Annotated in this window: 14 protein-coding genes and 1 riboswitch; of the genes, 10 read left to right on the top strand and 4 right to left on the bottom strand. The window is 40.0% G+C overall.

All coding sequences use genetic code 11. From position 1 onward, the window contains the following. Window positions 1–23: 23 nt before the first annotated feature. The gene (locus tag AAGD16_RS12710; protein WP_013465824.1) at window positions 24–398 is read right to left on the bottom strand and encodes a DUF413 domain-containing protein; all 375 of its coding nucleotides are present in this window, start codon (window positions 396–398) and stop codon (window positions 24–26) included. An 89-nt stretch (window positions 399–487) separates the two neighbouring features. Here AAGD16_RS12710 and AAGD16_RS12705 point away from each other — a divergent pair, with 89 nt between their 5' ends. The 8 genes from AAGD16_RS12705 (at window position 488) to ung (ending at window position 8119) form a co-directional block, all read left to right on the top strand. Beyond that, entirely contained in the window at window positions 488–1357 is an 870-nt protein-coding gene (locus AAGD16_RS12705; protein ID WP_013465823.1) for a LysR family transcriptional regulator, read from the top strand. A gap of 163 nt (window positions 1358–1520) precedes the next feature. Further along, window positions 1521–2450 carry a porin gene (locus AAGD16_RS12700; RefSeq protein WP_033102554.1) on the top strand — a complete coding sequence of 310 codons (930 nt, stop codon included), beginning with the start codon at window positions 1521–1523 and terminating at the stop codon, window positions 2448–2450. 61 nt (window positions 2451–2511) lie between these two features. Further along, a riboswitch (cobalamin riboswitch) is annotated at window positions 2512–2636 on the top strand. Between the two features lie 78 nt (window positions 2637–2714). Then, window positions 2715–3527 carry an ABC transporter ATP-binding protein gene (locus AAGD16_RS12695; RefSeq protein ID WP_368485060.1) on the top strand — a complete coding sequence of 271 codons (813 nt, stop codon included), beginning with the start codon at window positions 2715–2717 and terminating at the stop codon, window positions 3525–3527. Window position 3528: 1 nt separating this feature from the next. Next, window positions 3529–4539 carry an iron ABC transporter permease gene (locus tag AAGD16_RS12690; RefSeq protein WP_028835661.1) on the top strand — a complete coding sequence of 337 codons (1011 nt, stop codon included), beginning with the start codon at window positions 3529–3531 and terminating at the stop codon, window positions 4537–4539. Further along, the gene (locus AAGD16_RS12685) at window positions 4539–6020 is read left to right on the top strand and encodes a cobyric acid synthase (RefSeq protein ID WP_138765108.1); all 1482 of its coding nucleotides are present in this window, start codon (window positions 4539–4541) and stop codon (window positions 6018–6020) included. Before AAGD16_RS12690 ends, AAGD16_RS12685 begins: the two co-directional genes overlap by 1 nt. Continuing rightward, entirely contained in the window at window positions 6013–6612 is a 600-nt protein-coding gene (gene cobO / locus AAGD16_RS12680; RefSeq protein WP_028835663.1) for a cob(I)yrinic acid a,c-diamide adenosyltransferase, read from the top strand. Before AAGD16_RS12685 ends, cobO begins: the two co-directional genes overlap by 8 nt. Continuing rightward, window positions 6612–7460, top strand: coding sequence for a cobalamin-binding protein (locus tag AAGD16_RS12675; RefSeq protein ID WP_096038756.1), 849 nt, complete (start codon window positions 6612–6614; stop codon window positions 7458–7460). Before cobO ends, AAGD16_RS12675 begins: the two co-directional genes overlap by 1 nt. Continuing rightward, window positions 7457–8119, top strand: coding sequence for a uracil-DNA glycosylase (ung, locus tag AAGD16_RS12670; protein ID WP_096038755.1), 663 nt, complete (start codon window positions 7457–7459; stop codon window positions 8117–8119). The genes AAGD16_RS12675 and ung overlap by 4 nt, the downstream gene beginning before the upstream one ends. 54 nt (window positions 8120–8173) lie before the next feature. On the opposite strand, the gene AAGD16_RS12665 is transcribed toward ung, so the two are convergent. Both AAGD16_RS12665 and tal read right to left on the bottom strand, forming a co-directional pair. Then, window positions 8174–8362 (bottom strand): DUF3545 family protein, encoded by a 189-nt coding sequence (locus AAGD16_RS12665; protein ID WP_008467780.1) that lies wholly within the window; start codon window positions 8360–8362, stop codon window positions 8174–8176. A 226-nt stretch (window positions 8363–8588) separates the two neighbouring features. After that, window positions 8589–9539, bottom strand: a complete 951-nt coding sequence (gene tal / locus AAGD16_RS12660) for a transaldolase (protein ID WP_076922089.1) — start codon at window positions 9537–9539, stop codon at window positions 8589–8591. 218 nt (window positions 9540–9757) lie between these two features. On the opposite strand from tal, the gene yaaA reads away from it, so the two are divergent. Further along, window positions 9758–10537, top strand: coding sequence for a peroxide stress protein YaaA (gene yaaA / locus AAGD16_RS12655; protein WP_028835667.1), 780 nt, complete (start codon window positions 9758–9760; stop codon window positions 10535–10537). 105 nt (window positions 10538–10642) lie between these two features. After that, window positions 10643–11599 carry a mechanosensitive ion channel family protein gene (locus AAGD16_RS12650; protein ID WP_033102560.1) on the top strand — a complete coding sequence of 319 codons (957 nt, stop codon included), beginning with the start codon at window positions 10643–10645 and terminating at the stop codon, window positions 11597–11599. 745 nt (window positions 11600–12344) lie between these two features. Here AAGD16_RS12650 and AAGD16_RS12645 read toward each other — a convergent pair. Further along, on the bottom strand, window positions 12345–12665 hold the full coding sequence (locus tag AAGD16_RS12645) for a BON domain-containing protein (protein WP_008110653.1): 321 nt from the start codon (window positions 12663–12665) through the stop codon (window positions 12345–12347). Window positions 12666–12745: the final 80 nt, after the last annotated feature.

Below are 12745 nucleotides of genomic sequence, written 5' to 3'. Positions count from 1 at the left end.
CAAAAAGCAACTATTGTAGTGACTTATATATTGTCTGCCTCAGAATAATAATCTTGGCTTATTGGTGTTGGCCCTGAAATTTTTGAGCGTCCAAATAATGTATGGAATTTTGTTTTGCAGGTTGTTAGCTTTAAATATTTAACCCATGCTCGCTCAATTGGGTTACTTGGCTCTATTATGCCACTGACAGCATTTACAAACTGTTGCTGATGTTCGTTTTGTGGCTCAACTGTTTTGTTATACAGGCTTTTTAAAACAACACCGTGCTGTTCTAAAATACTTGCCTCTAACAGGGTAAAGTGTCCGCTGCGGCTAAATCCGCGTGGAAAGTTTTGGTCATCATAAAATTGACGTTGACTTACGAATGCTTGACGAAGTAGTGAAATATCATTGCTCATAGCTGTACCCTCATACCAATTATTAGCTGGAGTATGGGACATAATCGCTATTTTTTTAAACAAAAAATTTTTATCGTGAGGATAAAAAATTGGACATAGATTTATTAAAAACATTTGTTGAAGTGGTGCGAACTCGCCATTTTGGTAAAGCAGCAGAAAACCTATATATAACGCAGTCTGCGGTGAGTTTTAGAATTCGCCAATTAGAGCAGGGCTTAGGCGTAAATTTATTTATTCGTCAGCGTAATAACATTCAACTCACCGCCCCAGGTGAGCGCTTGTTACCGCATGCGCAAATGATTATTACCGGCATGCAAAGAGCCAAAGTGGATGTTGCACTTGCAGATAATATGCATAAGCAAATTAGCCTAGCAGGTACGCCTAATATTTGGGATGCATTTTTACAGTTTGGTATTACAAATATTGTATCGGCGATGCCTGGTGTATCGCTGGTGGCAGAAGTGAAAGCGCAACAAGAAAGCACTCGCTTATTGTTGGAGCGCACGCTTGATTTAGCTATTTTATTTGATCCCCCTAAAGTTGATGAACTTGTGGTTGAACGTATTTGTGAACTGCCTATTATTCCGGTGAGTGGTTACGATACGGCAACCAGTGATAACTTTTTTGATAATCAATATGTGTATGTTGATTGGGGAACCACGTTTTCTCTTTGGCATGCGCGTCAGTTTACCGGTAAAACACCGCCTTATTTTAGAACCAGTACAGGGCGTATAGCGCTTGATTTAATACTGCAATGTGGCGGTAGTGCGTTTATTCCACAGGTATTAGTTAAAGATCATTTAGAAAAAGGCGAACTTTTTCATGTAAAAGGGGTAGAAAATACCTCAAGAGATGTATTTGTTGCCTATCATAGAGATAACGAACAGAAAGAGTTAATAGAAACCTTGGTTAATTTGTTGTCGCAAATGACACCGAGTTTATTGAAACAAAGTAAGTAGTCGGTAGGCAGTTTATTTTACATGTTATTTTGATTTCAGATTTAATGCAGTTTTATTAACTTAAAAAGACAAAAATGTGTCCTTTGTAATATTTTTGTCATTTAGTGGTGACACACTGCTGCTGTTTTAAAAATTAGTCTATTGTGATTATCGAGGAAATAACATGAAATTTGCAAAATCGAGCTTATGCTTAGCCCTACTTAGTGGTTTATCTTTTAATGCACTTGCAGAGGTAGATATTTACGGTAAAGCAAATGTAACCGTTCAATCATCTGACGATGGTGAAGGATCGTTTACTGAAATTAAAAGTAATGCATCTCGTTTCGGACTTAAAGGGTCTGAAAAAATTTCAGATGGTTTAGAAGCGGTTTATAAGTTTGAATTTCAGGTCGATGTGTCTGATGCCGATTCTAAAGGTGATGACGACAATATTTCAGCGCGTAATCAATATGTGGGCTTTAAAGGCGGATTTGGTCAGGTTGTGATAGGCCGAAATGATACCGCGCTTAAGCAAGCGCAGGGGAAACTAGATCTTTTCAACGATCTTGAAGGTGATATAAAAAATACCTTTAAAGGTGAAAATCGTTTAGGTAACTCAGTATCTTATGCTTCAAACTCATATGAAGGTTTTAAAGTATTAGCGTCATTTATTGCAGAAGACGACGTAGATGCCAAAAATGGCTACTCAGTGGCGTTAACTTACGGTGATGCAGGCCTTAAAAAGAGCGCAGTATATGCTGCCATTGCTGCTGATAGCGAAGTCAATGGTTACGATGTAGTGCGTGCAACAGTTCAAGGTAAAATTGAAGATTTTAGACTTGGCGCAATGTACCAAACACAAGAAAAAGTAGATGGCAGCGCTGAGGCTGACGGTTACTTAGTGAATGCAGCTTATCTTATGGGTAGCAACACTTTCAAAGTGCAATACCAAACAATGGATTTTGATGACAGCGATGATAAAAGCGCGGTATCGGTAGGTGTTGACCATAAGCTAAACAAAAACCTTAAAGTATTTGGTTTTTACTCAAGCTTTGATATGGACAACAACGTTGACCAAGATTACCTAGGTTTAGGTATGGAATATAAGTTTTAACTAAACCTTAGTTAAAACACTCCCTTTTAACCGCACTCAGTTGAGTGCGGTTTTTTTTTGCTTTAAATTATTTACTTATCTGCGCATAATAGCCAAGCATTTGGAATGAGGTGTAACTCCTCAACTATTCCCGTAACTGTGATCAGTTTTACTGTAAGTCAGATACAAATGCCTTAAAACTTCATATAACGAGCGGGTTAACTCATTTTCTTTTTGGTACGTATTAGTACTGAGTGTGGGTGTTTCCCTGCCTAGGATAATTTTTTGCACACTCACACCTCTTTAAACTTACCGCTTTTAACCGTTAACAACGTTTCTTGGCGAGTGGACAATACATTAATTCTTAAGCACATTAATGTGAGCATTGAGCGTGGTAAATTTATTGGTTTAATTGGCCCTAATGGGGCAGGAAAGTCGAGTTTACTGCGGTGCTTATATCGATTTAATAAGCCATCAGCGGGCGACGTTAAATTTAACGATACCGATATTTGGCAGCTAAAAAGCGAAGACTATGCTAAGCAAGTTGCGGTAGTGCTACAAGAAACACCGTCGCAATTTAATCTCTCGTTATTCGATGTTGTAGCTCTAGGGCTTACCCCACATAAAACGCTATTCAGCTCGACCACCCAAGCAGATAAACAAAAAATAGCGCAGGCTATTAGTCGTGTTGGGCTTGAATCTCATAGCAATCAGTCATTTGACTCACTATCTGGCGGTGAAAAGCAACGAGCGCTTATTGCCAGAGCGATTGTGCAGCAACCACAGCTACTCATTATGGATGAACCCACAAGCCACCTTGATGTTAAATATCAAATTCAATTAATGGAGCTGGCTAAATCTTTGGGCATTACTGTGTTTGCTTCATTTCATGATTTAAATTTAGCGGCAGCCATGTGCGATGAGTTAGTGGTTATTAAAAACGGAGAAATCGCTAGCGCGGGAAAGCCTAATGGGGTGATCACCGAGCAAATGCTTGATGAGGTTTTTGGTGTTTGCGCGCAAGTTAATACTCACCCTCAAACAGCGTCCAATGGCGAGTCTATTCCCCATATTACCTATTATTATGGATACCAATAACATGGCGATTATGTCTAACCATGGTGTGGCGTTAATTATTGCACTGCTATGCGCTGTATTTAGTTTATTTGTGGCATTGAGCTTTGGTGCTGCCCCTACCTCGCTCGCAGATGTATACCATAGCTTAACTTTTTCAAGCGAGGCCTCATTTACCAGCCGCATTATTATTGAATTAAGAATGCCACGTACGTTATTGGCTTTTTTGGCCGGCAGCGGTTTAGCGATTGCTGGATTGATATTACAAACAGTTACTCGTAATCCATTGGCTGACCCTTATTTGTTTGGTATTTCGTCGGGAGCATCATTAGGAGTCGTAGTATTAATGGCTTTTGTTGGAATAGGCGCAGGCATTGCGCTATCAGCAGCAGCCTTAATTGGCAGTTTAGTAGCAATGGGGTTATTAATTTTAATTGCTGGCAGTCAACGCAACGCCCAAGTTGAGTCGATGTTATTGGCTGGGGTGGCCTTATCATTTTTATTTAGCGCCTTTACCAGTTTGTTACTTTATTGGAGCGATCCACAGGCCGTCGCGGCTATTTTATTTTGGACTTTGGGAAGTTTTGCTAGGGCGCAATGGCCGTCACTGTTATTACCTGCCTTGGTCATCATTACATGTACAGTCATTATGTTAGGTTTTAGACGCCAACTTAATGCCATGTTGTTAGGTGATGAAAGCGCAACAACGCTTGGTGTACGGGTGCATCGCTTTCGAATTTTAATGCTTATTTTAAGCTCATTGATCACAGCCGTATTGGTTGCTATGTGTGGCGGAATTGGCTTTGTTGGCTTAATGGTGCCGCACATAGTGCGCTTTTTTATCTCTCAAGGCAGCAGCGTTGGATTATTAATGACCGGATTAGTCGGGGGCATATTTATGGTATGGGTCGATGTACTGGCACGTTCATTACTCGCTAACCAAGAGCTGCCAATAGGGGTGATCACGGCGGCTATTGGTAGTCTATTCTTTTTAAGTATCTTGTATTTTCGTAAGCGCCAGCTGGTGGGTAAATAATGAAAACATTAATGGTACAAGGTACCACCTCCGATGCGGGTAAAAGCACCTTAGTGGCAGCACTTTGCAGAGTGTTTGCTAACCAAGGGGTTAATGTTGCACCGTTTAAACCACAAAATATGGCACTTAATAGCGCCGTAACGCACGATGGTGGCGAAATTGGCAGAGCCCAAGCATTACAAGCCATAGCCGCAAAAGTTGAACCTGAAATCGACTTTAACCCTATATTACTCAAACCCAATAGTGATACCGGCGCACAAGTTATTATTCATGGTAGAGCTATCAGCAATATGGAAGCCGATGCTTACCATGACTACAAAAAAGTGGCTATGGATGCGGTATTAACCTCGCATAAGCGTTTAGCTAAACGCTTTGATTTATTACTGGTAGAAGGGGCTGGCAGCCCAGCCGAAATTAATTTACGCGCAAACGATATTGCAAATATGGGGTACGCCGAGCAAGTGGATTGCCCTGTTATTATTATTGCCGATATTGATAAAGGAGGAGTATTTGCGCACTTAGTCGGGACTTTGGCGTTATTAAGCGAGTCTGAGCAAGCACGAGTAAAAGGCTTTGTGATTAACCGTTTTCGTGGTGATATTAGTTTATTACAAGGTGGGCTAGATTGGCTCGAGGAGTACACCGGTAAACCTGTATTAGGGGTATTACCTTACTTGCACGATTTAGCACTTGATGCAGAAGATGCTGTGGCCATAGATAATAATGTGACCGATGCCAGTATAAATATTGCTGTACTGTTATTGCCACATATTAGTAACCATACCGATTTTGATGCTCTGCGATTACACCCGAATATAAATATAACCTACGTGCGCCATACACAAGCAATTCCTGCTGTTGATTTAATTATTGTACCTGGCAGTAAAAATGTACTCAGCGATCTCGCGTTTTTAAAAAATGAAGGCTGGGATCAGCAAATTAAGCGCCATCTACGTTATGGTGGCAAAGTATTGGGTATTTGCGGTGGTATGCAAATGCTGGGTAACACTATCAGTGATCCAAATGGGGTGGAGTCATCGTTGGGGCAAGTGACGGGTTTAGCGCTTAGCGATTTTGATACGCTATTGGGTGAGCAAAAAGTGTTAAGCCGAGTGAGCGCAGTGCTTAATTTAAATGAGCAACAGGTTGCATGTGATGGCTACGAAATACATGCAGGTATTAGTCAAGGAAAGGCGCTCTACAAGCCACTCATTCGCTTTAATAAACACCCCAATGACTTTAAAACCGATGGTTTTGTGAGTGACGATAATGCCATTGCTGGTACCTATTTACATGGCTTGTTTGATAGCCCTGCAGCCACAGAGCAGCTGTTAAAGTGGGTGAAACCAGAAAGTGCAATTAGTGCGATTAGTATAAATGAGCATCGTGAACGCCAATTAGAATGCCTAGCTGATATGTGTAAAGCGCATTTAAATATTGAACAAATTATTAAAATTTATCAAGGACATAACAATGACTGAATCAACTAACGACAAGCACCAACAGCGCCAACAAAAAGTAAAAGAACAGGTTGATGCGCGAGTAGCCGCAGCGCAACGAGAAAAAGGCATTTTTCAGGTTATTACTGGTAACGGTAAAGGCAAATCGACTTCTGGCTTTGGTGTGGTTGCACGCTGTGTTGGGCACGGCAAAAAAGCTGCGGTATGTCAGTTTATTAAAGGCACATGGGAGTGTGGTGAGCGTAATTTACTGCAAGGTGCTGGGGTTGAATTTGCTGTTATGAACACCGGGTTTACGTGGGATACGCAAAATAAAGAGGCCGATACCGCGGCAGCGCAAGCAACATGGCAAGAGTCAAAGCGGATGCTAAGCGACAGCAGTATCGATGTGGTATTACTCGATGAACTCACCTATATGGTGACCTATGGTTATATCGACCTTGAAGAAGTGGTTGTTGCTGTAAATAATAGACCGCCTATGCAATCGGTAATTATTACTGGTCGTGCTGCGCATCGCACCTTAATAGAGCTTGCCGATACGGTAAGTGAAGTACGTAATGTAAAACATGCGTTTGAGTCGGGCGTAAAAGCATTGAAAGGCTTTGATTACTAATGTTAAAGCGTATTGTTTTTGGGCTGTTATTGTTTGCTGTTAATGTACCTCAAGCCCTAGCTGACAAGCCGCTTCGTATAGTGGCTTTAGCACCACACATAGTTGAAAATTTATATGCTATTGGGGCGGGTGATTTAATAGTGGGCACGCTGGATTACGCAGATTACCCGCAAGAGGCGACTAAAATTGAGCGTATTGGTGGCTACAATGGCATTTCTATTGAAAAGTTACTCATGCTAAAACCTGACATGGTGATTGCGTGGAAAAGTGGTAATCAGGCTGAAGATTTAGCACAAATAAAGCGTTTAGGAATTGAATTATATTTAAGTGATCCAAGTTCTATTGAAGGGGTTGCCTCGGAAATACTAAAACTAGGTCAAATAACGGGTCATATTGAGCAAAGTAAAAAAGTAGCCGAGACATTTACGGCCAAACTCAACGCAATTAAAGTTACACAGAAAGATAAAACCACGCTTACTGGGTTTTATCAGTTGTGGCCTGAGCCTATGATGACTGTATCAAAAAAGACATGGATCAATCAGTTAATCGAAACTTGCCAAGTAACCAATGTATTTGCAAACAGCGACACAGATTACCCACAAATTAGCATCGAAAACGTGATAGTTACTAAGCCACAAGTTATTATTATTCCTGATGAAAAATCAAAAAGGGTAATACCCACAGTTAATTGGCAGCAGTGGCCTGAAATTCCTGCGGTAAAGTATGAGCAGTTTATTAGCGTCAATGCTGATTTATTACATCGGTTTACCCCCAGAATGTTGGATGGATTAGCGCAGATGTGTGACAAAGTAGATATATCTAGAGAATTTATTAAGAGTCAATTATGAGCAACTGGTCATCTTTTTTAAACCATGAACTTAGCCAAACATATATGCAGCAAACCCTTGAATATATTGCGAGTAAACGAGCTGAAGGCACTGCTGTATATCCGCCAAAATCACAGGTGTTTAGCGCATTTGATGCAACTCCACTTAGCGACATTAAAGTGGTTATATTAGGTCAAGACCCTTACCATGGAGAAGGGCAAGCGCATGGTTTGTGTTTTTCAGTATTGCCTGAGGTTAAAAAGCTCCCGCCTTCGCTTAAAAACATTTATAAAGAGTTAGTAACTGATATTAATGGCTTTACCACGCCAGAACACGGCTATTTACAAGGCTGGGCAGAGCAAGGTGTATTTTTACTCAATACTGTATTAACCGTAGAGCAAGGGCAAGCCCATTCCCATAAACACTTAGGTTGGGAGCAATTTACCGATAATGTGATTGCTCATATAAATGAACACTGCCAAGGTGTGGTGTTTATTTTATGGGGCGCACATGCACAAAAAAAAGGTAAAAGTATTGATCGCCAGCGCCATCATGTATTGGCAGGGCCTCATCCTTCGCCGCTTTCAGCGCATCGCGGCTTTTTTGGTTGCCAGCACTTTTCCAAAACCAATGAACTGTTAATAGCGCAAGGGGCGCAGCCCATTAATTGGCAGGTATAGGGTAATTAAAAAAAGGCTTTCATTTATGAAAGCCTTTTTAGTTGCTTATGTTGGTTAAAACTCTAACTCATCAATAGCAACACTATCTGCAAAATAGTCAAGCTCCTGTAGTTCTTTACGCAAACGTTGCTTATCTTTTATTGCTTCTATTTCGCGCCATTTTCTTTTTTTATTTTTTTGAGAGGTTTTTTTCGATGTATCAGAACCTTCTAATATCTCTATTATTTCGTTTAGGCTATCCATTGATTATCTCCTATTGACCACTTTTTGAACCTCGGCAGTATCTATACCATAGCTATTAATAAAATAGAATATAAATGTGACGAAACTGTTACTAACGGGTGGTATTTTGATGAAGATCAATGAGAACAGCACTTAAATGGGGACAAGGCGAGTATTTAAAATAAAATTGCAGGTATAAAAAACGCCGCAATAAGCGACGTTTTTAAACTCTTAAAACAGCGGTTAGTTACATCGCTTTAAAGCGTGCTTCTAATTGTTCCTGTGCATCTGCAAATGAGCGAATACCTTCAGCGAGTTTTTCAGTCGCCATGGCATCTTGGTTATGTAACCAACGGAACTGTGTTTCGCTAAGAGGCTCAGGTTTTGGCTCTTTAGTAATATCACTTGCTAGCAAGTATTCTTCAGCACCTTCTAAATTACCCAAATCTTCTAAAAGATTAGGGCTAATTGTTAGCTTATCGCATCCTGTAAGTGCAATAATTTCACCGGTATTACGAAAGCTTGCGCCCATAACTACGGTTTTGTAGTCGTGACGTTTGTAAAACTCAAAAATGCTACGTACAGATTGCACACCTGGATCTTGAAGCGGATCGGTTGGTTTTTCCATACCGTTTGCCACGTGCCAATCTAAAATACGGCCAACAAATGGAGAGATTAAAAATACGTTTGCATCAGCACAAGCGCGCGCTTGGGCATCGCTGAATAATAAAGTAAGGTTACACTTAGTGCCTTCTTTTTCTAATTGCTCAGCCGCTTTAATACCTTCCCACGTTGACGCTATTTTAATTAAAATTTTGTCTTTGCTTACGCCTTCTTTTTCGTAAAGGCTCAATAGCGTGTGTGCTTTATTAATTGTTGCTTGGGTATCAAATGATAAACGTGCATCAACTTCGGTAGAAATATAACCCGGTACAATTTCACTAATTTCTTTACCAAGTAATACTGCAAAATAATCACAAGCCAGCTCTAGCTGTTTTGCAGGCTGCTGCTCTGTTTCTTTTGCATACTGCCATGCTTTATCTAGATAAGGTTTGTAAGCTTCAATCTCGCTCGCTTTTAAAAGTAGCGATGGATTGGTAGTCGCATCTTCAGGTTGATGTTTTTTTATGGCTTCTATATCGCCCGTGTCGGCCACGATAGAAGAATGTTGTTTAAGCCTTTGTAGAGCGCTAGTCATTTGCTTTTCCTCATTCCAAGCAAGTTAAAAGAAAATCTAAACTACCTTAATATAGCTATACTGCAACAGTGTGACAATGCTTGATAGGTCTTATGTCCTTATCAATAAAAAAACGGTAACGGTTGAGTTTTAGGTAGGATAATTTTAAACAAAACGTGCTTTTCGTTTCATTTAATGTTGAAATTGACATTAAATAATTTACAAGTCAATAGCTAACTATGATCACTGTTATTTCACCAGCAAAGAATCTTGATTACGACACGCCACCCGCAACAGATAAGTTCACTCAACCTGAATTACTTGAGCACAGCGAAGCGCTCATGAAAGTATGCCGTGAACTAACTCCTGCGCAAATTGGCAGTTTAATGAAAATTAGCGATAAACTCGCAGGCCTCAACGCAGCGCGTTTTAGTGAGTGGGCACAACCATTCACTACCGATAATGCTAAACAGGCCGTGCTTGCCTTTAACGGCGATGTATACGGGGGGTTAGATGCTAATACCCTCACTACTAAGCAGCTTGATTACGCTCAAGACCATTTACGTATACTTTCGGGATTATACGGAGTATTAAAGCCGCTTGATTTAATGCAGGCTTATCGCTTAGAAATGGGTACAAAACTTGAAAATAGCCGAGGTAAAAACTTATATGAGTTTTGGGGCAGTGTTATTGCTAATAAACTTAACGACGTATTAGCGGCACAAGATGCACAATACTTAGTAAATCTAGCCTCTAACGAATACTTTAAAGCAGTAGATAAAAAAACGCTTAACGCACACATTATTACACCACACTTTAAAGACTGTAAAAACGGCCAATATAAAGTGATTAGCTTTTACGCTAAAAAAGCGCGCGGCATGATGGCACGCTACATCATTGAAAATCAAGTGACTCAATTAAGCCAACTCAAAGAGTTTACTGTGGCCGGCTATTACTTTAGCCCAGAGGCAACCACCAAAGAACTTGAACCGGTATTTTTACGCGAAGAGCAAAACTAACACATCGTTTAAAGTATTTAATAAGCCATGCATTGCATGGCTTTTTTATACTGGCGTTATTTTTGCAAACCTTAGATTACTAACCCTAACTAAGGTATAAAATAAATGCTCTCAATTCCCTCAATTACAGAAGCCGAAAAGTTGATAGAAGAAAAGCTCGGCGGTTGGTTTGATGTAGTTATAAGTCATATCCCAAACTTTATCGTTGCAGTAATTATTGCCATTCTATTTTCATTTATTGCCCGTTTAGCAGGCAAAGGAATGAAAAATGTTTTACGTCGCTCGCTCGACTCTACGCAAATTGCCGATTTAATGGCCTCAATATTTAAAGTTATTGTACTGAGTGTGGGGGTATTTATTGCCCTTGATTTTATGGGCTTAAAAAGTACCGTCACTTCTCTGCTTGCTGGTGCAGGTATTGTTGGTCTTGCCATTGGTTTTGCTTTTCAAGATATGACCGAAAACCTGATAGCGGGTATAGCCATGGGAATTCGTAAACCGTTTAAAGCGGGTGATGTCATAGAAACCGATAATGTGTTTGGTTCGGTACATTCAATAAACTTGCGCAACACACTAATAGAGAGCTTTTACGGGCAATTGATACTGGTACCTAATAAAATACTATTTAGAAATGTACTGCGTAATTACAGCACCTTAGGGGTAAGACGAATAGAAGTGCCGGTGGGTATTTCTTACGCTGACGACATAGAAAAAGCCAGTGAGGTCATCGTCGACAAAATTAACCAATTTGACTTTGTGATCCGCAAAAATGAAACCGCTGTTTATGCCGAAGGCTTTGGTGATAGCAGTATAAACTTGTTGGTGTGGTTTTGGATCAAATACCCTGGTGAGCCTGATTTTATGACGGTGCGTCACAAAGGAGTTGTGGCTGTAAAGCAAGCACTTGATGCCGCTGATATTAGTATTCCGTTTCCTATTCGTACGTTGGATTTTGGTATTAAAGGCGGTGAAAAACTCGATGCCATGATAAGCGATAAAATAAGTCAGCAGTCAGCAAATAAAGAGGGTGACAATAATACTGATGCAAGCCAAGGTGAGTAAATAATTTAAAACCCCGAAGGTAAAAGCATTGGGAAATAGTTACTGACTATCAGCGCGTTTTTACAAAGTAAAACGCGCTTTTTATAATAAATAATATAAGGGTCTGTTGACCTTTGCGGATTAAAATTAGTTCAAACTAAGAGCTATTTAATCGCGACGCGAGGTTTGTTGCCTAGTGGGCTCGATAACTGCTCCTGCGTTATTCTACTGGCTTACATCCATGTAATAATAAGTAAAAACCGAGCAAAGCTTCCGTGTCCAGCTCGCGCTCCTTACCACCATCCATGTAGCCAACAAAGAGTAAATGTCCCTGGGCAGAACCCTTGGCTAAATACCAAACAGACTACTGCAAATTCAACCTTGAAAGAACAACAGACCCAATTGATAATCTGAAGTAATTAAAGCCTTGCGCTAACTGCCTTAAAAGCATCTCAATTATAAAACTATATCGATAAGGTTTCTCATCTCAAAATAGATTATTTAATCAACCGAACTAGAGCCCAAGCTTGGTGTAAGCTCTTTATAATAAGTGTCTATAAACAAAGGTTTCAAAAGTATAAGCAGCTGCAATGAGCGTCGCGATTGGTGCGTAAACTAAAAGGCTTTTAATTAAGTATTTAAACTGGCTTGGGAATATGCTCTGCAGTGAATTATATTGTGCAAACCATAAAAAAGCGCCGCTTGTGTTGGAGAAACAAGCAGCGCTGAGGGATAAGTTAAGTGTATAAGTTAAGAAAAAGTTGTATTAAATGACACTAATTTTGTTATGAATGATTTTAACCCCATCCATATTTTCTAAAAACTTTTGTGCGAGAGCGCGTTCAAAACCGTTATTGGCTTCACCTTTAAGTTCAACGTCACCGTCATTAACGTGTACGTTTAGTTTTTCTAACTTTAAATTTGGGTTAGTGCGCAATTCATGAGTAATAGATTGTTGTAAATTAGGTTGTGTAGCCACACTGCTAACTACAGCTAAATGCGTTGCTGCACTGACTTTAAAAGCAGAGACTAATAAAAATAAACAACAAAACGAAATAAAACCGATAGTAAATTTAATGCGACTCATAACTATATCCTTAGTGTGTTACTAAAAAACAACGCCATTACTCGGCGTTTTAATACTCGTATATTCGATAGGGTTACAAG

The organism is Pseudoalteromonas sp. M58 (genome assembly GCF_042604605.1).
Lineage (GTDB): Bacteria > Pseudomonadota > Gammaproteobacteria > Enterobacterales > Alteromonadaceae > Pseudoalteromonas > Pseudoalteromonas tetraodonis.
Note: the sequence above shows the minus strand (reverse complement) of the source record. Positions and strands in the feature narration are given on the sequence as shown.